The sequence below is a fragment of the Corallococcus sp. CA047B genome, from assembly GCF_003612065.1.
In the GTDB taxonomy this organism is placed as follows: domain Bacteria; phylum Myxococcota; class Myxococcia; order Myxococcales; family Myxococcaceae; genus Corallococcus; species Corallococcus praedator.
On sequence record NZ_RAWD01000018.1, the window covers coordinates 1 to 22969 of the forward strand.

General features: G+C 69.2%; 19 protein-coding genes. 14 read left to right on the forward strand and 5 right to left on the reverse strand.

Features of this window, described 5'->3' with window-relative positions:
* Positions 1-5: 5 nt before the first annotated feature.
* The 5 genes from mreC to D7X74_RS05160 are packed head-to-tail and all read left to right on the forward strand — an operon-like array spanning position 6 to position 5215.
* Positions 6-869, forward strand: coding sequence for a rod shape-determining protein MreC (gene mreC / locus D7X74_RS05140; protein WP_120531833.1), 864 nt, complete (start codon positions 6-8; stop codon positions 867-869).
* Positions 866-1366, forward strand: a complete 501-nt coding sequence (locus D7X74_RS05145) for a hypothetical protein (RefSeq protein ID WP_120531789.1) — start codon at positions 866-868, stop codon at positions 1364-1366. Before mreC ends, D7X74_RS05145 begins: the two co-directional genes overlap by 4 nt.
* Positions 1363-3423 (forward strand): penicillin-binding protein 2, encoded by a 2061-nt coding sequence (gene mrdA, locus D7X74_RS05150; RefSeq protein ID WP_120531790.1) that lies wholly within the window; start codon positions 1363-1365, stop codon positions 3421-3423. Before D7X74_RS05145 ends, mrdA begins: the two co-directional genes overlap by 4 nt.
* A gap of 7 nt (positions 3424-3430) precedes the next feature.
* Positions 3431-4558, forward strand: a complete 1128-nt coding sequence (rodA, locus tag D7X74_RS05155) for a rod shape-determining protein RodA (protein WP_199741769.1) — start codon at positions 3431-3433, stop codon at positions 4556-4558.
* 39 nt (positions 4559-4597) lie between these two features.
* Positions 4598-5215, forward strand: a complete 618-nt coding sequence (locus D7X74_RS05160) for a PilZ domain-containing protein (RefSeq protein ID WP_370450714.1) — start codon at positions 4598-4600, stop codon at positions 5213-5215.
* A gap of 12 nt (positions 5216-5227) precedes the next feature.
* Here the strand turns inward: D7X74_RS05160 and D7X74_RS05165 are convergent, their stop codons facing one another.
* Positions 5228-5569: a hypothetical protein gene (locus D7X74_RS05165; RefSeq protein WP_120531793.1), complete on the reverse strand. Its 342-nt coding sequence runs from the start codon at positions 5567-5569 to the stop codon at positions 5228-5230.
* Between the two features lie 428 nt (positions 5570-5997).
* The gene (gene trxA / locus D7X74_RS05170) at positions 5998-6324 is read right to left on the reverse strand and encodes a thioredoxin (protein WP_120531794.1); all 327 of its coding nucleotides are present in this window, start codon (positions 6322-6324) and stop codon (positions 5998-6000) included.
* A gap of 104 nt (positions 6325-6428) precedes the next feature.
* On the opposite strand from trxA, the gene D7X74_RS05175 reads away from it, so the two are divergent.
* From D7X74_RS05175 to D7X74_RS05205, 7 genes are all read left to right on the forward strand, one after another.
* Positions 6429-6866 (forward strand): hypothetical protein, encoded by a 438-nt coding sequence (locus D7X74_RS05175; RefSeq protein ID WP_120531795.1) that lies wholly within the window; start codon positions 6429-6431, stop codon positions 6864-6866.
* Positions 6867-6911: 45 nt separating this feature from the next.
* Positions 6912-7724, forward strand: coding sequence for an inner membrane protein YpjD (locus D7X74_RS05180; protein ID WP_120531796.1), 813 nt, complete (start codon positions 6912-6914; stop codon positions 7722-7724).
* A gap of 2 nt (positions 7725-7726) precedes the next feature.
* On the forward strand, positions 7727-9058 hold the full coding sequence (gene hemA, locus D7X74_RS05185; protein ID WP_120531797.1) for a glutamyl-tRNA reductase: 1332 nt from the start codon (positions 7727-7729) through the stop codon (positions 9056-9058).
* Entirely contained in the window at positions 9055-9996 is a 942-nt protein-coding gene (hemC, locus tag D7X74_RS05190) for a hydroxymethylbilane synthase (RefSeq protein ID WP_120531798.1), read from the forward strand. The genes hemA and hemC overlap by 4 nt, the downstream gene beginning before the upstream one ends.
* Before the next feature lie 11 nt (positions 9997-10007).
* The gene (locus D7X74_RS05195) at positions 10008-10769 is read left to right on the forward strand and encodes a uroporphyrinogen-III synthase (RefSeq protein WP_120531799.1); all 762 of its coding nucleotides are present in this window, start codon (positions 10008-10010) and stop codon (positions 10767-10769) included.
* A gap of 71 nt (positions 10770-10840) precedes the next feature.
* On the forward strand, positions 10841-12604 hold the full coding sequence (locus D7X74_RS05200) for an adhesin (RefSeq protein WP_120531800.1): 1764 nt from the start codon (positions 10841-10843) through the stop codon (positions 12602-12604).
* A 77-nt stretch (positions 12605-12681) separates the two neighbouring features.
* Positions 12682-14445, forward strand: coding sequence for a GspE/PulE family protein (locus tag D7X74_RS05205; protein ID WP_233595361.1), 1764 nt, complete (start codon positions 12682-12684; stop codon positions 14443-14445).
* Between the two features lie 79 nt (positions 14446-14524).
* On the opposite strand, the gene D7X74_RS05210 is transcribed toward D7X74_RS05205, so the two are convergent.
* The 3 genes from D7X74_RS05210 to D7X74_RS05220 all read right to left on the reverse strand — a co-directional run bounded on the left by D7X74_RS05210 (position 14525) and on the right by D7X74_RS05220 (position 20402).
* Positions 14525-16054, reverse strand: coding sequence for a hypothetical protein (locus tag D7X74_RS05210; protein WP_199741767.1), 1530 nt, complete (start codon positions 16052-16054; stop codon positions 14525-14527).
* A gap of 89 nt (positions 16055-16143) precedes the next feature.
* On the reverse strand, positions 16144-18126 hold the full coding sequence (locus D7X74_RS05215) for a hypothetical protein (RefSeq protein ID WP_120531803.1): 1983 nt from the start codon (positions 18124-18126) through the stop codon (positions 16144-16146).
* Positions 18126-20402 (reverse strand): bifunctional UDP-sugar hydrolase/5'-nucleotidase, encoded by a 2277-nt coding sequence (locus tag D7X74_RS05220; protein WP_279637089.1) that lies wholly within the window; start codon positions 20400-20402, stop codon positions 18126-18128. The genes D7X74_RS05215 and D7X74_RS05220 overlap by 1 nt, the downstream gene beginning before the upstream one ends.
* A gap of 231 nt (positions 20403-20633) precedes the next feature.
* Between D7X74_RS05220 and D7X74_RS05225 the strand changes: the two genes are divergently transcribed.
* On the forward strand, positions 20634-21314 hold the full coding sequence (locus D7X74_RS05225; protein WP_120531805.1) for an NUDIX hydrolase: 681 nt from the start codon (positions 20634-20636) through the stop codon (positions 21312-21314).
* A gap of 107 nt (positions 21315-21421) precedes the next feature.
* On the forward strand, positions 21422-22891 hold the full coding sequence (locus D7X74_RS05230) for an MFS transporter (protein ID WP_120531806.1): 1470 nt from the start codon (positions 21422-21424) through the stop codon (positions 22889-22891).
* The last annotated feature ends 78 nt before the right edge of the window (positions 22892-22969 follow it).

Below are 22969 nucleotides of genomic sequence, written 5' to 3' on the forward strand. Positions count from 1 at the left end.
CGTCCGTGCTGTCTCTTCTCAAGCGGTACCGCCGCTTCCTTCTCGTGGTCGCCCTCCTCCTGTATCCGCTCGGCGCCTTTTTGCTGGGCGGGCGGCGGGGCAGGGATCCGAATTTCATCGACCGGGGCGTCATCGCCCTGACGGCGCCCGTGCAGCAGGGCCTCACCGCCGGCATCGAGGGCATTGTCGCAACGGTGCGCAACTACCTGGACCTGCGCGGCGTGCGCCAGGACAATGACGCGCTGCGGCTGGAGAACCTCCAGTTGAGGGCCACGGTGCAGGTGCTGGGGGAGACGCGGTCTGAGAACGGGCGGCTGCGCAAGCTCTTGTCCTATTCAGAGGCGGCGCCGGGCCCGGAGATTCCGGCCCGGGTGGTGGGCGTCAACCCGGTGGCGAAGCTCTTGTCGGTGCGGATCAGCAGCGGGGAGAAGGACGGGGTGTTCCGGGGCATGTCGGTGGTGACGCCGGACGGCATCGTGGGGCAGGTCATCCGGTCCACGGGCGGCTACGCGGACGTGGCGCTGGTGACGGACCCGCAGAGCCGGGTGGCGGTGCGGGTGCAGCGCTCGCGGGCGCGCGGCACCGCGGCGGGCGCGGGCAACGGCCCCCTGAACCTGGAGAACATGCTGCGCACGGAGGACGTGGAGAACGGCGACCTCATCATCACCGCCGGCACGGACGGCATCTATCCGCCGGGGCTGGTGGTGGGGCGGGTGACGCAGCTGGAGAAGAAGGAGCACGGCATGTTCCAGGGGGCGGACATCCAGCCGGCGGTGGACACCAGCCGGCTGGAGGAGGTGCTCGTGGTAGGCAGTCCCTACGGTGAGATGGGCTCCAACGGGCCCATGGTGGAGGGCGTGCAGAAATGAAGTTCCTGGTGACAGTGGCCCTCGCGCTGGCGTTGCTCACATTGGAGTCGGTGTTCGTCCAGCAGGCGGGGCTGGTGCTGGGCCGCGTGGACGTCACGGTGGTACTGGTGGCCTTCCTCGCGCTGCGCGCGACGCTCACGGAGGGCGCGTGCTCCGCCTTCGCGGTGGGCTACCTCCTGGACCTGATGAGCGGCCAGCCCACCGGCCTGTTCACGTTCCTGGCGGTGTTCACCTTCCTGGTGGGCCGGCTGGTGGCGTCGTTCGTGGATGTGCGCGGCCCGGTGGCCTTCGCGCTGTTCACCATGGGCGCGGACCTGGGACATGCGCTCCTGTCCACGTTCTTCACCTGGCTCACGGTGAAGGAGGGCTCCACGGTGCCGCTGTTCGCGGGGATGCCGGTGCAACTGGCGCTCACGGGTCTGGCGGCGCTGGTGCTCTTCCCGCTCTTCAAGCGCTTTGAAGTGGCGCAGGAGCGGCCGGCGGGGTTGCTCCGTTGACGCCTCCGACGATTGGCAACACCACCCCGGGCCGCGACCTGAAGCGCCGCTTCCTGTGGCTGGGCCTGGCGATGTCGCTGGGCATCGTGGCGCTGGCCATCCAGCTCTACCGCCTGCAGCTCATCCGCCATGAGGAGTACGCCGCCAAGAGCGTGGCGAACTTCGTGAAGGAGGTGCGCCTGCGCGCGGACCGTGGCGTCATCAAGGACGCGCGCGGCACCATCCTGGTGGACAGCCGTCCGTCCTTCGACGCCTTCGTCACGCCCGCCTTCTGCACGGACTGCTTCGAGCAGGTGATTCCGCGCCTGGGCGAGCTGCTCAATTGGGATCCCGAGCAGCGCAAGAAGATCGAGGACCTGGTGCGCGCAAGCCGCAGGAACGCGCCCTTCATGCCGGTGCCCGTGCGGGTGGACCTGACGCGCGACGAGTACGACCGGCTCAACGCCCGGCGCGACATCCTGGACGGCGTGGAGGTGGTGCCCGTGCCGCACCGCAACTACCGCGCGGACATGGTGCTGTCGCACGTGCTGGGCTACATGAACGAAATCACCCAGGAAGAGCTGGAGCGCCTCAACGGGGACGGCGCGAAGTACGCGCTGGGGGACTACATCGGCCGGCGGGGCCTGGAGCGCTACTTCGAATCCAAGCTGCGGGGCCAGGACGGCGTGCGCAAGGAAGTGGTGAACGCGCGCGGCCAGACGATTGAGGAGCTCAACGAGAAGCTGGGGGAGAACTCGGTGATTCCGCCCACGGCCGGCGGCAACCTGGTGCTCTCCATCGACATGCGCCTGCAGGAAGCGGCGGAGCGCGCCTTCCCGGGCGTGACGGGCGCGGTGGTGGCCATCGACGTGAACACCGGCTTCATCAAGGCGCTGGTGTCCCGTCCCGGCTTCGACCCCAACCTCCTCACGGGCCGCGTGACGCCGTCGCAGATGGCCACGCTGGCAAGGGACCCGCTCCACCCGATGATCAACCGCGTGGCGGCCGAGCACTACAGCCCGGGCTCCACGTTCAAGGTCGTGACCCAACTGGCCGCCTTCAAGTCCGGCGTGTTCCGTCCGGAGACGGTGGTGCAGTGCTCCGGCGGCTACCGGCTGGGCGCACGCGTCTGGCGCTGCCACAAGGACAGCGGCCACGGGCCTCTGGACGGCAAGGGCGCGATGAAGGCGTCGTGTGATGTGTGGTTCTACAAGGTCGCGGACACCATCGGCCTGGACCCCATCGCGGAGATGGGCAAGTCGCTGGGCCTGGGCCATCCCACCGGCATCGGCGTCGTGGCGGAGGTGCCCGGCATCATGCCGTCCAGCGCGTACCACGACAAGGCGTCCCCCGGCGGCTACACCAAGGGCATGGCGCTCAACAGCGCCATGGGCCAGGGCGACGTCAACGTGACGCCGCTGCAACTGGCCCTGGTGTACGCGGCGCTCGCCAACGGTGGGAAGCTCTACAAGCCGCAGATGGTGCAGCGGCTGGAGAACCTGGACGGCCAGGTGATGGAGGAGTTCAAGCCGGAGGTGGTCAGCCGCGTGGAGATCAACCCCGCGCACCTGAAGGCCATCGTGGAGGGACTCGTCGCGGTGGCGCAGGAGCCCGGTGGCACCGCGTACCGCGCGAAGCTGAAGTCGGGCCTGCCGCCGGAGATGTCCGTCGCGGCGAAGACGGGCACCGCGCAGGTGGCGCGCATCGGCGCCATCCGTCTCAAGACGCACCAGATGAGCTACTTCGAGCGCGACCACGCGTGGTTCGCGGGCTTCGTGCCGGCGGACAAGCCGGAGCTGGCCGTGGTGGTGCTCAACGAGCACGGTGGCCACGGCGGCGTGGACGCGGCGCCCACGGCGATGGCCGTGATGAAGAAGTACTTCGAGTTGAAGGCGGAGGACGCCACGTCACCCCTGCCTCGCGCCAACCAGCCCTACACGCCGTCGCTGCCCCCGGCGCCCACCCTGGACCCCACCGCGCTCACGCGCAGCGTGGTGCCGCCGCCCCGGGTGAACCTGCCGGGGGAGCCCATCCAGCCGCCCTCTGAAACCGGAGACGACAGTGCAACTGCGGATTGAGCGCCGGATGATGCCCCACGTGCCGTGGGGGCTCGTCATCTGCGTCCTGGGCGTGTGCCTGCTGGGCATCTGGAACCTGGCGTCCGCGGCCCGGCCCCCCATGGCGCCCGTCTGGACGAGCCAGGCGCTCTACCTGGCCGTGGGCCTGGGTGCGGTGCTGATGGTGTGCCTGGTGGACTACCGCTGGATCCAGCGGATGGCCTTTCCCATCTACGTGGCCAACATCCTGGCGCTGCTGGCGCTGCGCGTCTTCGGCCACACGGCGAAGGGCGCGGAGAGCTGGTTCGTCATCGGCCCGTTCCGCCTGCAGCCCGCGGAGTTCATGAAGATTGGCGTCGTGCTGATGCTCGCCAAGGTCTACCACGACGACTTCCAGCCCAACCAACCGTCCTACGGGCTCGTGCGCCTGTGGAAGCCGGTGCTGGTGGTGATGGTGCCCTTCGTGCTGGTGCTGGTGCAGCCGGACCTGGGCACGGCGCTGATGATCTTCCTGTCCTCCGGCACCGTCATCCTCTTCGGCAAGGTGCGCTGGTATCTGGCCGGCACGCTGGTGCTGGGCGTGCTGGTGGGCGGCCTCATCATCTGGAACGACTACGTGCGGGAGATGCCCGAACCGCGCTCCACCGTCGTGCGCCACCACCTGAAGAAGCACCAGAGCCAGCGCATCTCCGGATGGTTGGACCCCGAGGCGGACCTGCGCGGCTCCGGCTACCACGCCGCGCAATCCAAGATTGCCGTGGGCAGCGGCGGCCTCACCGGCAAGGGCTGGCGCGAAGGAACCCAGACAGGTCTGCGTTTCCTGCCGGAACAGCACACGGACTTCATCTTTTCCGTGTGGGCCGAGGAGCACGGCTTCTTCTCATGCTTGCTGCTCTTGCTGCTCTACGGCGGCATCTTCATCCTCGGGCTGGGGGTGGGCTTCAGCGCGCGGGATCGTTTTGGAGCGTTCGTTGCCGTAGGGGTGGTGGCCACACTTTTCTGGCAGGTGTTCGAAAACATCGGCATGGTCATTGGCCTGTTGCCGGTGACGGGCATCACGCTGCCCCTCATGAGCTATGGCGGCTCCTCGATGCTGTCGGTGATGCTGTGCATCGGGCTGCTGGTGAACATCAGCATGCGCCGTCACATGTTCTGACGACGGCCGGAGGCTTCGATGGTGCAGAGGAAGGGGACCGTGAAGGCCAGCTCCGAGGTCCGGGAGCTGGAGGGCGCGGTGGCGCCGCGCGCGTATGTCCCGCCCGTGGGAGTCGGGGCCTCACGCGTCGTGCCCACGCCCGGCGTGGCCCCGCGCATCGAGATGAATCAGGGCGAGCCGGAGCACCGGCACTTCCCGCGCGCGAAGCTGGCCACCCACTTCGACCTCTGGATGGATGATGGGGAAGGGGGCCGGCGCTTCTCCGCCAACCTCGTCTCCATCAACGTGAGCGTCAGCGGCGCGTTCCTGGCGAGCACGTTCTTCCTGCCCATGGGCACCGTGGTGCGCGCGCGCTTCGCCCTGGAGGAAGGCGCGGCGCCCGTGGAGACCCGCGCGGAGATCGTCCGGGAGGAGCGGGGACCGGAGGAGGAGGGCAAGAGTGGCTTCGCCCTGCGCTTCCTGGACTTCTCCGGTCAGACGGAGGTGGCGCTGGCCCGGCTCTTCCTGGGCGCGCGCCTGCGTGCCTTCACGGAGGACTATCTCAAATCCGCCCGCGCCCGCTCCCTGCCCAATGAGCTGGAGCGGGTCATCGACGTGATGGCGGCCTGGGAGCTGCTCAAGGCCACCACGCCTGGAGACCCCTGGCGCGGTGAGTAGGTCCCAGGAGGCTCAGGCGGGCTTGCCGGTGGCGATCTGCCGCCGACGCTCGGCCTGGTAGTGCGCGGAGCACAGGCCCTTGGAGCGCTGCTCGCGGGTGCAGCCATTCACCGTGCAGCGGCGATCCATGGGCACCGGCCCGCCCGCGACCGTCTTCGGCGGACGGCCCCGGCGGCGGCCCGCCATCACCGCGCCGTTGCCCGGCGACGGCGCCACGCTGCCCATTCCCGGCATCCCCGTGTTCAGCGCGCGCAGCATGCCGCGGCCGATGGCGTCACCCAACGCCTCCGCCCACGACGTCAGGGCAGGGGTCAGCGGCGCTTGCGAGGTCAATTCTTTGCGAAGGCGTGCCATGAAGAACTCCTGTTGAAACTCGCCAATCAAGACAGGCGTGTACTTTTGTCTTCTGTCTGGTGTGGCGAACTCTGTCAACAAGACACGTCAGGGTCTTGTTTGACTCGCAATGCAGTTTCAATGTCTGTTGAACAAAACATGACGGGAGGATCGTCCCACCGTCCTGCCAGGGCATTTGTCTCAACACCAGAGAAACGGCAACCGTGAGGGGCGTTTGGCACCCGGTACGTGAAAGCCCTTACCGTCGCGGTGAGTTGTCTTTCTACAGACATATCGAACGCGCACCGTGTCACAGCCGGGTGTCTTCTGCCGGGATGCACAAAGGGGCGCCGGACATGAAACGTCCCCTCGCACCGCGCGCGAAGCCTGGTGGAGGACCAGGTGCGTCATCGGTGGGAGGGGACGGGAGGGCCTGTTCGCCCGTGCGGCTAGAGGCTCTTCTTGACGGCGTCCTCGATGCGAGACTTGGGGACCGCGCCGACGATCTGCTCCACGACCTTGCCGCCCTTGAAGAGCAGCAGGGTGGGGATGGAGCGGATGCCGTACTTCTGGGGCGTGTCCTGGTTCTCGTCGATGTTCATCTTCGTGAAGCTCACCTTGCCCTTGTACTGCTCGGACAGCGCCACCACGGAGGGTGCGATGGCCCGGCAGGGCGCGCACCAGGTGGCCCAGAAGTCCACGAGCACGGGCTCCTGTGAGTCCAGCACCAGCTTCTGGAAGTCCGAATCCTTGATGTCCTTCACTTCGCCAGCCATGTCGTCTCCTCGGGGCGGTCCCACACCTGCCGACGCGCGCCCTGTTAGTACGCGTCCGGGGGCCCCGCAAGCAGCGGGATCCGGCCCGGCCCCCCGTTGAACGGATGCGGAGGGTGCCAGGGGGTTGCACCCATTTCGCGGCCCCCCGGGAGGGGCGGTGGTGTAGACTGGACGACGTGACGAAGCTCTTCCTGTCCCAGGCGCAGCTCGAGGAGTGGGCGCTGGCGGACAAAGCAGACCTGCGCGAAGGACGGCTGGTGGTGGCCGCCGAGGGAGGGACCGACTGGCCCCTTGCTCCGGCCGTTCACGTCGTGCAGCTGGTGTCCGGGGAGGACACCCACCAGCTGGTGTCGAAGGTGAAGACGGAGGAGCAGCTCGGCCGGCTGGGGGCCGAACAGATGGCCGACTCCATCCTGGTGGGGGACTCCGCGTACGAGGTCGTTCCGGGCTATGTCGCTGAAGTGAGCGCGCCTTCTCCGGAACGCAAGCCGAACTCGGAGACCGATCTGCTGGCGGCCTTCATTCTCAATAAAATGGGTTGAGGGTGGGCTGAATGCCTCCTCGGCCGGGGTTATGAGCCTGCCGCCATGAGCCACACGCTCGTCTCACTCGCCTGCCACGCCTACGGGCTGGCCGCGCTCGTCTACCTTGCCTACCTGGTGCGCCAGTCGCAGGTGCTCGCCGTGTCCGGGCGGGTGCTCGTGGGGACCGGGCTCCTGATGCATTGCGTTGCCCTCGTCGAAATGATGGGGGTCCAGGGGGGCCGGCTGGTGGGGCCCGCGCAGGGCCTGTCCACCTTCGCCTTCCTGCTGCTGGCGCTGTTCCTGGCGTTGGATGTGCGCTACCGCAAACCTGTCATCGGCGCGTTCCTCACGCCGCTGGCGGTGGCGGTGATGCTCATCGGGATGTTGTTGCATGGCGGCCCGGCGCCGCTGCCGGCGGAGGTCCGCCAGCCGCTCCTGCCGGTGCATGTCACCATCGCGCTCCTGGGCATGACGGCGTTTGGCGTGGCCGCGGGGGTGGGCGTGATGTACCTGCTGATGGAGCGGCAGGTGAAGACCAAGCACTTCGGGTTGTTGTTCGCGCGGCTGCCTTCACTGGAGTTCCTGGACACGCTCAACCGGCGGCTGGTGGTGTGGGGTTTCATCGCGCTGTCGCTGACGCTGGCGACCGGGGCGCTGTTCGTCTCCACGGTGCCGGGGCTGGCGTGGCACTTCGACGCCAAGCAGCTCGCCACGTTCATTGCCTGGGGCGTCTTCGCCGCGCTCGTCAACGCCCGCATCTTCGCCGGTTGGCGCGGCCGTCGCGTCGCCCTGCTCACCATGGCGGGCTTCTGTCTGGTGCTGGTCTCCTTCCTGTCGTCCTACGATCTGTCCGCCGCTGGCCCGGGGATGCCGTAGCCATGGAATTCATCTGTATTGGCGTCTCCCACCGCACCGCGCCCCTGGGCATCCGGGAGCGGTTGGCATTGCCCGAAGCCCGGCAGACGGAAGTGTTGCAGCGGCTGGCGCAGGCGCCGGTGGAAGCGCTCTGGGTGTCCACGTGCAACCGCGTGGAGGTGTATCTGGCGGCGCCCAGCGCGGAGCAGGCGCGGGAGCGCGCGCATGAAACCCTGCGGTCCCTGGGGGGCGCGGAGGCGATGGAGCACCTCTACGAACACCAGGGCGAGGCGGCGCTCGTGCACCTGTTCCGCGTGGCCTCCAGCCTGGACTCCATGGTGCTGGGCGAAGCGCAGATTCTGGGTCAGGTGAAGGACGCCTTCGAGCGCGGCCAGGGCGCGGGCGCGGTGCGCGGGGAGATGACGCGCGCGTGCGCGGCGGCGTTCGGCTGCGCCAAGCGCGTGCGCACGGAGACGGCGGTGGGGCGCGCGGCCACGTCCATGGCGTCCGCGGCGGTGCAACTGGCGAGCAAGGTGTTCGACGGGCTCAAGGACAAGACGGTGCTGGTGGTGGGCGCCGGGGAGATGGGCGAACTGGCGGCGCGGCACCTGATGAACGCCGGCGCGGGGAAGCTCGTGGTGACCAACCGCACGCTGGCCCGCGCGGAGGCCCTGGTGGCGGAGGTGGGCGGCGTCGCCCGGCCCTTCGAGGAGTTGTTCACGCTGCTGGCGGCCGCGGACGTGGTGGTGACGAGCACCGCGTCGCCGGTGCCGCTGTTCACCCGCGAGAACGTGGGGGCGCTGGGCAAGGCGCGCCGGGGCCGGCCGCTGTTCATGGTGGACCTGGCGGTGCCGCGCGACATCGACCCGGCGGTGGGCACGCTGGACTGGGTGCACGCGTACGACGTGGATGACATCCAGAAGTTCGTCGCGGACAACGCCGCCCAGCGCGCGGAGGAAGCGCACAAGGCGGGCGGGCTGGTGGCGCAGGAGGTGGCGCGCTTCGCCCGGGAGCGCGCGCTGCGTGAAGGCATGCCCGTGCTGGCCCGGCTGCGTCAGCGCGCGGAGGGCATCGCGCGGGCGGAGGTGGAGCGCACGCTCCTGGGATTGGGCGACGGGCTCACCGACAAGCAACGCAAGAGCATCGAGGCCATGGGGCGCGCCATCGTGAACAAGCTGTTGCATGAGCCCACCGCGCGGCTGCGCGCCGTGGGGCCGCAGGGTGAAGGCAACCGTCTGGCGGGCGCCGCCGCGGAGCTGTTCGGCCTGACGGAGGAGGAGGCCGCCGCCATCGCGCCGGAGCCGGAGTCCGAATCCCTGACGAACCACGTGGTGGCCGCGGGGAGCCGGCGATGAAGGCCGTGAGGATCGCGACGCGGCAGAGCCCGCTGGCGCTCTGGCAGGCGCGGCACGTGGCGTCGCTGCTCACCGCGCGAAACCCGGGCCTGGAGGTGTCGCTGGTGGAGATGACCACCGAGGGCGACCGCTTCCTCTCCGCGCCGCTGTCCGCCGTGGGGGGCAAGGGGCTGTTCGTGAAGGAGATTGAGCAGGCCCTGCTGGATGGCCGCGCGGACGTGGCGGTGCACAGCCTCAAGGACATGACGTCGGTGTTCCCGGACGGTCTGATATTGGCAGCGGTGCCGGCGCGCGAGGATCCGCGCGACGCGTTCTGCAGCCCGGAGGGACACACGCTGGAATTGCTGCCGGCGGGCGCGAAGGTGGGCACGTCGTCCCTGCGCCGCAGCTGCATCCTGCGCTCGCGCCGTCCGGACCTGGAGATCGTCTCCCTGCGCGGCAACGTGCAGACGCGGCTGCAGAAGACGCGCGAGCTGGGGCTCGCGGGCGCGATGCTCGCCGCGGCGGGCTTGAAGCGCCTGGGCCTGGACCACCACATCACGCAGGTGGTGTCCGTGGCGGACAGCCTGCCCGCGGTGGGGCAGGGCGTGCTGGCCATCCAGTGTCGCGACGCGGACGCGGACGTGCGCGCGCTGCTGGCGCCCCTGGAGGACCTCACCACGCGCGGCGCCGTGCGGGCCGAGCGGGCCTTCCTGGCGAAGCTGGAGGGCGGCTGCTCCGTGCCCTTGGCGGGCCATGCCACGGTGGCGGACGGACAGGTCCACCTGCGCGGGCTGGTGGGCCGTCCGGATGGCACACGCGTGGTGCGGGGTGAGGTGAAGGGCCCCGTCGCGGAGGCGGAGCGGCTGGGCGAAGCGCTGGCGGATGAACTGCTGTCGCAGGGCGCGGGGGACATCCTGCGCGATTTCGGCCGACGCGACGGCGCGTCCCGCGCCTAGAGTGCCGGCCCGTGGACCGGCGACTGGAAGGCATCCGAGTTTTGGTGACACGCCCGCGTGAGCGGGCCGAGGAGCTGTGCTTCCTGCTGGAGGACGAAGGCGCGGATGTCTTCAGCCTTCCGCTGCTGGAGTTGCGCCCCCCGGAGGACCCCCGGCCGCTCGCGTCCGCGGCCGAGCACGTGCAGCGCTACCACTGGGTGGTGTTCGCCAGTCCCTCCGCCGTGGAGTCCTTCCTGGAGGCCCTGCGGCTGGCCGGCACGTTGGACCGGCTGTCGCGCGTGAAGCTGGCCGCGGTGGGGCCGCGCACCGCGAGGACGGTGGAAGCCTTTGGCCTGACGGTGGCCGCCGAGCCCACGGAGGGCACGGGCGTGGCGCTGTTCACCGCGCTGAGGGACCTGCTCGGCCCCGACGACGACGTGCTCCTGCCGTCCGCGGAGGAGGGCCGGCGCGAGCTGGAGGACGGCCTGCGCGACCTGGGCGTGCGCGTCACGCGCGTGACGGCCTACCGCTCCACGCCCGCGCCCCTGCCGCCGGAGGCGCTGGCCCACCTGTCGGAGGCGCCGCCGCAGGTGGTGCTCTTCGCCTCGCCGCGCACCGCGGAGGCCTTCCTGGAGGGCGCGGGGCGTGAGCCGCTGGCGTCCGCGAAGGTGGTGGCCATTGGCCCCACCACGGCGACCGCGCTGGGGCAGCTGGGCATCGACGTGGCCACGGTCGCGGAGCGCCCCACGCCCGAAGCGCTCGTGGATGCCACCGTCCGCGCCGTTCACGGCTAGAATGCCCGCCCGGTGACGCTCCGGGTGCCAGTCAGGCGCCCGCGCGTGCGTGACGCGAAAAGGTGCGGGTGATGATGCGTGGCTTGCAGCGGAGTGTCTTCCTGCTCGGACTGCTGGCGCTGGCCGCGACGGCGAGCGCGCAGAACGATCCGATCCCGTCGGACTTCCAGTACCTGGACCACTGGGTCCTCAACAACAGCCAGGACCCGTTCCGGTACTACGTGGACTCCCGCGTCAGCCGGCCCGGTGGCAACGAACTGAGCCGGGTGACGGACGTCGTGAAGGCCTCCTTCCAGGCCTGGCAGGACGTGGACTGCGCCTGGCCCGCCTTCACCTATGCGCAGGGCTCCATCCCGGACGTGCGCGACCGCTACGACACGTTCAACGTCGCGGCCATCTGGGTGACGGACCGCTCCGACACCGCGTACGGCGACGTGCTCAACGGGGAGCTGAGCACCTCCGCCGCCGTCCCCCTGATCCACAACGGCTACGTGTACCAGTGCGACATCTTCCTCAACGCCGTGGACTTCAAGTTCACCACGGCCGACACCACGCCCGTGGACTTCCTGGACCTCCAGACGGTGGTGATGCGTGAGATTGGCCACTGCCTTGGATTGGCGGACACCTACAATTCCAGCTTCGAGGCCGTCATGGGCGCCCGGCTCCTTCCCGGGCAGCAGCGGCGCACCATCACCGCCTACGACCGGGGCGCGCTGTGCCAGCGCTATCCGCAGACGGGCGGAGTGGGCTCCCCCTGCGTGTCGAACAGTTGCTCCCAGGGCCTGACCTGCGCCGCGACCCAGTCCACCACCAGCGGCGCCACGCTGAACATCTGCACCAAGGCCTGTCCGGATGGCGTGCCGGGCGCGTGCCCCGCGCCCTACGAGTGCCGCGCCTCCAGTGTCGTCCCGGGCTCCTCCTTCGCGTGTCTTCCGGCGGTGGCGGGCGCGACGACGCGCGTGGGCGCGGCCTGCACGGCGGACTCGCAGTGCGGCGCCGTGGTGTCGCGCTGCCTCACCACCGCGCAGCAGACGGAAGGCTTCCCCGGCTGGCGTGATGGCTACTGCTCCCAGGCCTGCACGGCGAACAGGGACTGCCCCCGGGGCGCCACGTGCGCCACCGTGGGCTCGCTCGGCAAGCGCTGTCTGGATGACTGTCGTCCGGGGACCGCGGACTGTCGCACCGGCTATTCGTGCGCGCCGCTGCCGGAGGGCAATGCCTGCATCGCCGACTGCGCCACCAACAGCGACTGCGGCTCCAACTCCGCCTGCCGCACGTGTGATCACGCGTGCATCAAGGAACAGCAGGGTCCCCGGAACGTGGGCGAGCCCTGCGCCCAGGACACCGAATGCGGCACCAACCAGGTGTGCCTGAAGCTCAACGGCAATACGCAGGGCGTCTGCGCGCAGCCGTGCTCCGTGGACGCGTGCACGTGCAGCCCGGGCAACACCTGCCGTTCAGCGGGGACGGCCAGCGAGCGCTTCTGCTTCCGCGACTGCGAGCAGGGCACCTGCGCTTCTCCCCTGCAGTGCACCCCGTTCGAGCAGGGCGCCGCCTGCATCGCCGCGTGCCGCACCAGCCAGGACTGCCCCAACGGCCTCTACTGCGGCAGCAGCGGCCAGTGCTACGACCCGTTCGCCCCGTCGGATGGCGGCACCTGCGCGCTGTGTGGTGACGGCGGTGTTCCCCCGCCGCCCCCCACGGACGGCGGGACGGGCCCGACCACGAACGGGCCGGATGGCTGTGGCTGCCAGGGCGCGCCCACCTCCGCCGCGGCATTCCTCGCGGGGCTCGGGGTGTTGCTGCTGGCCACCCGCAAGAGGAGGAACGGTTGACCCAGGCGATACCCCCCGGCGGCAGCGTCCCGTCCCGAAGCAGCACGGACTTCACCATCGCCTTCGTGCTGGAGGCGATGGTGGCCCAGCGCCTGCTGACCCCGCAGCAGGCGCAGGAGGTGCTGGTGCGTGAGCCTGCGGCGCGGGCCCGGGTGCTCAAGGCGCAGGGTGGGGCGGGCAAGGACGCGGCCCGCTACGACGTGTCGCCCGTGGAGATCATCGCGGCCTTCCAGATTCCCGCGCCGGGCGGGCGGGGCGTGCTGGACGAGGACCGCGTCACGGAGGCCGCCGCGCGCGCGGCCGGGCTGGAATACCGCAAGCTGGATCCGCTGAAGATGGACATGGCGCTGGCCACCCGCACCGTGTCCCGGCCCTACGCGCAGAAGCACGTGCTGCTGCCGCTGGAGCGCACGGAGCAGGGGCGGCTGCGCGTGGCGGTGGCCAACCCCTTCGACCGCGAGCTGTTCGAAAGCTTCCACCGGCTCACCGGCGAACCGGTGGAGCCGGTGCTGTCGGCGAAGGGGGACATCCTCAAGTCCATCGCGGACATCTACGGCTTCAAGAAGACGCTGGCGCGCGCGGCGGACGACTTCGGCGGCGCGCAGGCGCAGCAGCAGATGGGCAACTTCGAGCAGCTGGTGTCGCTCAGCGGCACCCAGGAGCTGGAAGCGTCCGACCGGCCGGTGGTGCAGGCGGTGGACTACCTGCTGCGCTACGCGTTCGACAACCGCGCGTCGGACATCCACATCGAACCCAAGCGCAACACCAGCGTGGTGCGGCTGCGCATCGACGGCGTCCTGCACCCCGTGTACTCGCTGCCCGCGCAGGTGCATCCGCCCATCGTGTCGCGCGTGAAGATGCTCTCGCGCATCGACATCTCCGAGAAGCGCCGTCCCCAGGATGGCCGCATCAAGACGGAGCGCGACGGCCGCGAGGTGGAGTTGCGCGTCTCCACGCTGCCCACCGCCTTCGGCGAGAAGGTGGTCATCCGCATCTTCGACCCGGAGACGCTGGTGCAGGACATCGCCCAGCTGGGGTTCGAACCGGACGAGAAGGGCCACTTCGAATCGTGGATCGACCAACCCCATGGCCTCATCCTGGTGACGGGCCCCACGGGCAGCGGCAAGACGACGACGCTCTACTCCGCGCTCAAGGCGGTGGCGGGCCCGGACGTCAACGTCACCACGATTGAAGACCCCATCGAAATGGTGTGGGACGCCTTCAACCAGGTGCAGGTGCAGCCCAAGGTGGGCCTGGATTTCGCGGGGGCGCTGCGCCACATCCTGCGCCAGGACCCGGACGTCATCATGGTGGGCGAAATCCGCGACGCGGAGACGGCGGAGAACGCGCTCCAGGCCGCGCTCACCGGCCACCTGGTGCTCTCCACGCTGCACACCAACGACGCGCTGGGCGCGGTGGCGCGCATGAAGGACCTGGGCGTGCCGGCCTTCCTCCTGGCGCAGAGCCTGTTGGGCGTGATGGCCCAGCGCCTGCTCCGCCGCGTCTGCGTGTACTGCGCGGAGGAGGCGGTGCTCACGTCGGATGAACTCCAGGCGCTCCAGGCGCCCCTGCCGCTGCTGCCGGGCGGGGTGCGGCTGATGAAGGGCGTGGGGTGCGTGCGGTGCCGGGGCACCGGCTATTCGGGCCGCACCGGTGTCTTCGAAATCGTCTCCACCACGCACGAGGTGCGGGAGCTCATCGCCCACGAGGCCCCGTACGAGCAGCTGGTGAAGGCCGCGCGGAAGAACGGCATGCGCACCCTGCGCGAGGCCGCCGTGCGCAAGCTGGCGCAGGGCCTCACCGCCTTCGATGAAGTCGTGCGGATGACGTCCGCCCTCTGAAGCGCCGTCCCCTGGAAACACGAAGGGCCCGCCGTGTTGAACGGCGGGCCCCGGTGACTTGCCACGGTGCCGCGAAGGCCTAGAAGCGCGCCTGGAGCAGCGTGTTGAAGCCCAGCGCGTGCGGCTTCTCGAAGTTCGGCTGCGCGATGCCGGTGACGTCGTCCTCGAACGTCGTCCGGTTGGTGTCGTAGGTGTAATAGACCTCGCCCACGGCGGCCACGGACTCGGACAGGTCCCACCGGAAGGTGGCCTTGGCGGAGATGATGGGCTCCGCCTCGCAGACGCCGCTGCCGCAGGTGCTGGGCAGGATGCTCAGCTGGTTGGCGTCACGCACCACGACGGTGCGCGTGCCGCTGATGCCCAGCGGCGGGTTGCTGCCGCCAATGAGCGGCTGCGGGCTGCGGAAGGACGCCGGCTGCTGCACGCCCAGGATGACGCCCGGGGTCAGGTGCAGGTTGGGCAGGTGGTAGTCCGCGCCCACCGCGACGAACATCTCCGGCTTCAGCTCCGTGCCCGTGGGGAAGTCCTGGAACGGCGGGAAGCCCGGCACGTCGAACTGGATGAAGGACAGGCTGCGGAAGAGCGCCAGCACGTTGAAGCGCAGCAGGTCGTACTTCGCACGGGCCTGGAGCGCGAGCGCGGTGGCGCCCTGGGGCTTGGTGGCGCCGAACGTGTCGGGGTCCTGCAGCGTCTGCGTCAGGTAGCTGCCCTCCAGCGACACGGAGTAGGACAGGCCGCCCGGGTACTGCTCCGGCGCGAAGAAGCGCTGGTAGATTTCCGGGTCGTTCTTGTAGAGCCGGAAGTCGATGCTCGTCCCGACGGGCACGCCCACGTGGTAGACGATCTGCCCGGACACGCCCGCGGCGTTGACGCTCGCCTCGATGCCCTGGTTGGCCAGGCCCGGGACGATGCCCTTCTGGAAGAAGCCGCCGCCCGCTTCGACGCGCAGCGTCTCCAGGATGTCCCAGCCGGCGCCGCCCATCACGCCGTAGAGCGTCTCCTGCTCCAGCACCAGGTCGTTGAGCACCAGCGCCGTCTTGCCGCCCAGGTACGCGTACCAGCGGTCGCGGGTGAGCTGGAGCTTGGCGCCCGGCACGCCCGCCGCGGCGGCGCGGTTGGTGAAGATGGGGCTGCCGCCCCAGGAGATGCGGTACGCGTAGCCCAGACGGAAGCGGTCCGCGGACACCGGGAAGCCGGTGAGCGAAAGGCCTTCCTTCTCACCCCAGCCGGGCGGCTGGTAGTTCAGGCGCACGTAGCTGGAGTTGTCGAGGATGTCGACACCGCCCGACGGCCGCTCCAACACCAGCAGCGTGAGGGCCGCCTCCGTGGTGAGGCCCTCGAAGAACGCCGGCATGCGCTTGTAGAGCACGATGTTCGACAGCGACTCGAACCCGGAGAACTTGGTGTTGAAGTTGTCGTAGAACTGCGTGTTCTGGTTGCCCGCGCCAAAGCGCGCGTTCGGGCTGTTGGGCGTGGTTTCACCCGCGCCCGCGAGCACGTTGTCGTCCGCGAAGACGAACGACAAACGGGTGTCCACGAAGTCTCCGGCCCATGCGGGCGCGGAAAGAGCTGTCAGGCCCATCAGGGCCAGCGTCTGCAACGTTTTCAATGTCCCTCCAGGAAGCGGTCCGGGGGAGACCGCTCCTCCCAGCGCCCCGGTATCCACCGGGGCGCGATGCGACTTTTAAGAATGAAAGACTACGGGCACGGCTTGATGGGCTTCGGGCACTCCAGGCCGGGCCCGGGGTAGCAGCACAGGTCGTCCTGGTCACGCGGCAACACGTTCCAGCGGGGCCGCGCGGGGCCCACGTGCTTCAGGTGTCCCACGACGTCGAAGGTGGCCGCGCGCATCTGCTTGCACTGGAGGGCCTTCGCCGCGTCGGCGTCGGTTTCGCTGCAGTCCGGGTTCAGGTCCGGCACCGCGTCCTTGAGCTGCAGGCTGATGCGGGTGCGCGAATCCGGAGCGAACTGGCAGGTGCCATTGGCGGTGGCCGTGGCATCCCGCACCACCGCGACCGTCGTCTCGTTGCCCTTGAGGGTGTACTCCAGGGGCACGTTGGCCGCGAGCAGCATGTCACCCGCCGCCGCCGTCACGCCGTCGGGGCCGAAGCGCACGCGCACCGGCTGATCACAGACGAGGTTGAGCCGGGCGCCCGGGCTCAGGAGCTTGTTGGAGTTGACGGAGGTGGTGCCCGCGGTCAGCTTCGTGATGCGGCCGGGCACGGACGCGTCCAGGTTGGCGGAAGCCGGGCCCGTGGCGTTCATCTCCACCACGAACTGGCCGAAGTTCGTGTACGTCGTGCGCTCCGCGCAGATGGTCCCGGCGAAGTCGCCGATGCCCAGCGTGCAGTCGATGACGCACTTGCGCTCCGGAACGTCCGGATCATCCGGCGGCTCCTCGAAGCAGTTCGTCCACGAGCGCCCGGCGCCGCTGCCCACCGGGCAGAACATGGGCATGTCGTTGTTGCCGTTGGCGTCGCAGTTCTTGAACACGCGGGGGAACTTCACCCGGCGCAGCTTCACGAGCGACGACTCCAGGCTCTCCATCTTGAAGTTGCGGTAGCTGTAGCCGCACAGCAGGTCGTCCAGGTAGTTCGAACTGCTGAAGCCGCACAGCCGGCCGTTGATCTCCACCGGAGGCACCTGGTCCAGGTACTTGTTCCACTCGCTCTGGGGCAGCAGCCGGACGTTCTCCCGCAGCGTCCAGGCCGGGAAGCTCACCTGCGTGGTGCTGGTGAACTCCGCCACCGTGCCGGACAGCGTCCAGATGAGGTCGCCCGAGTCCAGGCCTTCCGGGAACTGGTAGTTGTAGACGTACAGGCTGTTGAAGCGGCCCGGGTTGAAGCCATCCGGCTCCGGCGTCTGGATGTTCGCGCCGGTGACGTTCTTCTCCGGCACGCGGCAGGCGGTCATGTCCGTGACGTAGAAGCCACTGGAGTCCGTGCCCGTCACCAGCAGCTTCATCTGCTGGCCGTTGTTCGGATCCGACGGGTCGCAGTTCTGCACCAGCGGCTCACCGGCCTCCGGGTTGCGCCCGATGCGCAGGAACTGCTTCAGGAAGACGCTCGTCTCCAGGCCGCCTTGCGGCGTCTGGAGGCTGGCGATGCTGGGCTCCTCGAAGCGGATGGCGTTGGACAGGCCCGTGGAGAACGTGCGCGTGGCGGGCTCCTGGGGGACCTGGGTCAGGTCGCCCACGACGCCGCCATCCGAGTAGTCCAGGTCGAAGGGCTCGTCCTGCACCCAGACGTGCGTCTCGCCGTACAGGTGGGCCACGCGCACGCTGCCGGTGCCCTTGCCATTGGTCAACTGCGCCCAGCGCTTGCTGTAGTCGCCGGTGATGTCACCCGGGACGACGCGGAAGGAGACCGGTCCGTTGAAGGACGTCAGCTCTCCGCCGTTGCCGTCCAGCGCGGTGATGGTCAGGCCGATGTCGATGTCGCCCCGAGGCAGGCTGTAGAGGCACTCCGGCGTGCCGCGCACGGAGATGGGCACCGCCGCCTGGTCGTTGCCGTACCGGGCGGCGCAGGAGTTCACGACTGGCAGCAGCGCGGCGGACGAGTCGCCGGTGGTCACCGTCGTCACCTCCACGCGGAAGGAGGTGAGTCCGGTCGGCTCCTCGGACTGCTTGGTGTAGCAGCCGGCCGCGAGGGCCAGCGTGGTCATGAGCAAAAGTCGCTTCATTACTTCACCCTCCGCCCGATGCGGCCATCCTCGATGGCATTCGCGATGGGCATGGCAGTGGGCTTCTCACAGAACGAGCGCAGCTGGCTCGTCACGGTGCCGCAGGTGGGATTGGTCCCGGACAGCAGGTCGCGGCAGGTGCAGCGGCCGGTGTACGGACCCTGGGGCAGCGCGCACTGGGCCTGGATGGCTTCCGGCGTCAGGTCCGCCACGCCGCAGCGCTGCGAGGCATCCGCCGGCAGCTTGACGAGGTCCAGGCAGGAGCAGCTTCCAATCTTCTTGTTGAGCGCGTTCTCGAACTCCTGGGACACGCGGCAGGCGCCCAGCGTCTTCTCATCCACCGTCCACGTGCCGTTGACGAGCGAGCCGCAGCGCGTGCCGTTGCTGGACGTCGCGTTGCCGTCGAGCAGGTCCTTGCAGGAGCAGAAGCCCTGCATGTAGCCGATGAGCGAGTCGCGCAGGCTGATGCCCGTCTCGATGCGCGTGGTGTTGCGCTTGAGCACCGTGAAGCCGGAGCCGCCCTTGGCGATGTAGTCGTTCACCGCGATCTTGTACGTGCCGGTGGTGTCCAGGGGCTTGCCGTTGATCTCGATGTTCACGCCCGTGTGGGCCCAGCAGCGCGAGCCGCTGGTGTCCTCCAGGCACTGCCAGGGCGCGTGGCCCTCGCGGCCCGTCTGGGGGCAGTCCTGCGCCACCGTCTGCGGGGTGCAGGCGATGCGCAGGTCGTTGAGCTGCACCTGGGCGCAGTCCATGGTGAAGCGCGCGCCGGAGACCTGCGCCTGGCTCACGCACCCGCGCTCGGCGGAGCGCTCGGTGACGAAGTCGAACATCTCCTGCATCTCCACGCCGGACAGGTACATGATGTTGATGGTGTTCTCGAACGGGAACACGTTGAACATCGCCTCCTGCGTCACGACGCCCGCGTAGAGGTTGTCGCGGATGCCCAGCGAGTTCGTCAGCGCCATCTCCGCTTCCACGCGGTTGCGCTTGCGCATGGAGTCCGCGGCGATGTTGCCCAGCGGCGAGTCACCGCCGTTGGAGTTGTTGCGGCGCTGCACGTCGATGGGCGCGTAGGAGAAGATGGACGTCAGCTGCAGCTTGAAGTCCATGCCCAGCACGTACGGAATCAGCATGTCCGTGACGGCCGGATCCTCCTGCTTGCGGCACTCCTCGATGGCCTCGCGCACGCCCGGGCGCTGGATGAACTCGCCCGGATCCCAGAACTCGGCGTCGTCGAAGCGCAGCTTGCGCATCGCCTCGTTGCACCAGAGGCCGTCCACGGGGAACGCGCGGTAGTCCTGGCTGATGACCTCGCCGCCCTCGTCGGCGCCCTCCTGCTGGGGCATCTTCACGACCAGCTCCAGGCGGCCCACGTACTTGGCGAACGCGCCCGAGTGCGCCAGCACCACCTTGCGGCCGCTGGGGTCGGTGACGAGCTGCGGGGGGTTGAGCACCACGTGCAGGTGGCCGCCCAGCACCACGTCCATGCCGTTGACGCCCGCGATGTGCACGCGCACCACCGACTTGTCGTCGCCCTCCGGACCGAACCACTCCAGCACCGTCCACGCGTCCTTCGCGCGGTTCACGAAGGGCTTCGCGCGGCCGTACTCGTAGAAGGCCTCGTAGCCCTGGATGAGGTCCTGGTCCTCGGTGAGGCCCAGGTGGCTGACGATGACGATGAGGTCCGTCACCGGGCGCAACAGCTCCACGTAGGCGCGCGCGGCCTCGTTCTGCTCCAGCGGGGTGACCTGCAGGCTGTTGCCACCCTCCACGATGGAGTTGAGCGAGGAGATGTTGGCCATGCCGATGACGCCCACGCGCAGCCCCTTCACCGTCTTGATGCTGTAGGGGGCGGTCACCATCGCGGTGCCGTTGCTGCCCGCGGCCTTCGGATCATCCCAGAGGTAGTTGGCGGCCAGGAGCGGGAAGTTGGCGAAGTTGCGCGCCTTCTGCGTGAAGTTGAGCGCGCCGGCGTCGAACTCGTGGTTGCCCACCACGGCGCCGTCCAGACGGACCTCGGACAGGAAGCGGAACTCCGCCTCGCCCGTGTTCACGTTGAAGATGGGGGCGCCCTGGAAGCAGTCGCCGGAGTCCAGGTGCAGCACGCGGTCGCCGCGCTTGCGCTCGCGCTTGAGGATGGACGCCATGCGCGTCGCACCACCGAAGGGACCGGCCTCCGGAATGAGCTCCAGGTCCTGGTCCGTCTTCAGGGGGGTGAAGTCGTACGGGACGAGCCGCGAGTGGATGTCAGAGGTATGAAGGAGGGTAAGACGCACCTCTTGACCTTCGAGGTGGTAATCCTGGCCTTCCAGCACAGGCATGCACGAGGCGAGGGCCAGGGCGCAGGCACAGAAGAGGCCGAGCAGTGCGCGACACATTCGTGGCGGATCCGTGATTCAAGAGAGTGACGACTTGAGGACGGCGCAACCTACGGGATCAAGGGTGCACGGGCAAGCAACGCCACCGTGGCACCTCCACCTACCAGGGCAGCAGGAGAGCAGGCAGACATGCGTCCCAGCAGTTCCAATGTGACTGACATCGAGATCATCGAGGATTTCTCCGCCACGGCGCGTTGTGACGAGGGTTTCCTCCGAGTGCGGCGTCTGCGGTGCCGCAACCGGCGCGCGGACGGTTCGTCCTCGTCGGTGTACCGGGTGGATGTGGTGGACCGTCCCCGGTTGGACGCGGTGTCGGTGCTCGTCTACCGCCGCGCGTCAGATGGAAACGTGGAAGTCCTGACGCGCTTGAACCTGCGGCCGGCGGCGTACTTCCGACGCGAGCAGACGTCGTCCATGACGGTGCCGGACCCGGTGAGCTACCTGCGCGTGGAGGAGATCGTCGCGGGCCTGCTGGAGCCTTCCGACAAGGGCGAGGAGGGGCTTCGCCGCCGCGCGGCGGAAGAGGTGAAGGAGGAGGCGGGCTACGCGGTGCGGCCGGAGGACATCCAACTCTTGGGCGGCGCGTTCTTCCTCGCGCCGGGCATCCTGTCGGAGAAGGTCTTCCCGGCGGCGGTGGACGTCACGGGCGTGGAGCAGGGCGAGGTCGAGGGCGATGGCTCACCTCTAGAGGAGGGCATCCACCTGCAGTGGCGCCCGGTGGCGGCGGTGCTGGAGGCGTGCCGGCGCGGCGACATCGCGGATGCGAAGACGGAGGTCTCCCTGACGCGGCTGCTCGCCCGGCTGGGCTGATGCGCCGGGGCAGGTGACGCGCCGGATGCGGCTTGCTGCTTTCCGGGGCGCGGACGGACGGGGTAGGGTGCTCCCCGTCCATTCCCCCTGCAGGCGAGGTTCGTCGCATGTCGTCGCTGCCCCCGTGGCTGACCCAGCTGTTGCCCATCGTCATCCTGCTCGGGGCCATTGGCCTGGTGCTCTCGCGGTTGCCGCGCGTGGAGCTGGGGCACACCGACGCGTTCCGCCGCCGCCGCTTCTTCAACTGGTTCCCGCTGGGGCTCACGTACGCGTTCCTCTACATGGGGCGCTACAACCTCAACGTGGCGACCAGCGCCATGGGACAGCAGACGTCCAACGCGGACTTCGCGACCATCTTCTTCTGGGGGACGCTCACCTACGGCGTGGCCTTCCTGATCAACGGCCCGCTGACGGACAAGCTGGGGGGGCGCTTCACCATCCTCCTGTCCGCGGCGGGCTCCGCGGCGGCGAACGTGGCCATGGGCGGCGTCGTCTACGCGGTGCTGAAGAATGGCTGGGTGCCGCCGGGCGGCGTCGTCGCGTGGCTTGCGTTCCTCTACAGCGTCAACATGTACTTCCAGAGCTTCGGCGCGGTCTCCATCGTCAAGGTGAACGCGTCCTGGTTCCACGTGCGCGAGCGCGGCCAGTTGGGCGGCGTGTTCGGCATCCTCATCTCGCTGGGCCTGTACTTCGCGTTCGACTGGTGCCGCTTCATCGCGGACGCGGCGCCCGTGTGGTGGGTGTTCTTCGTGCCCGCCGGGATGCTCGTGGCCTTCCTGGTGCTGGACTCGTTCGTCATCCGCGACACGCCCTCCCAGACAGGCCACCCGGACTTCGACACGCAGGATGCGTCCAGCGGTGACACGGGGCCCGCGCCTTCCGTGCCGGAGCTCTTCAAGAAGCTCTTGAGCAACCGCGTCATCCTCATCATCCTGGGCGTGGAGTTCTGCAGCGGCTTCCTGCGCAACGCGGTGATGCAGTGGTACCCCAAGTACGCCAAGGCGGTGGGCGAGGGCGGCGCGTTCGTCGCGTCCAACTGGGGCATGCTGTCGTGCGTCGCCGGCATCCTGGGCGGCATGTTCGCGGGCGTCATCAGCGACCGCATCTTCGACTCGCGCCGGGGGCCCGTCTCCACGGTGCTCTACGCGGGCCTGCTCCTGGGCGCGGTGGGCGCGGTGTTCCTGATTGGCACGCCGGGCGCGGGCTGGTCCGTGGTGTTCATGTCCCTGTGCGTCATCGGCGTGCACGGCATGCTGTCCGGCACGGCGACCATGGACTTCGGCGGCAAGAAGAACGCGGGCGTCGTGGTGGGCATCATCGACGGCGCGGTGTACGCGGGCACGGCCATCCACGCGCTCGTCTACGGGCGCATCCTGCCCACGGGCGACGCGATGAAGGACCCGGCCAACTGGCGCCCCTGGCCCCTGGCCATGCTGCCCCTGGCGGTGGTGGGCCTGGTGCTGGCCTCGCGGGTGTGGAACGCGAAACCGCAGCCCAAGGCCGCGCCGCTGCCCGTGGGCGACGTCGTCCCGGGGGCCGTGCCGGGCGGATCCTCTCGTACGGGCACCAACGGTTGAAGCACCCAGGGCTTCCGGGGTGTGCCGCCCCGGACGCTCCGTCACCCCATCGGAGGGGGTGGCTCCCGTGTGACAGGC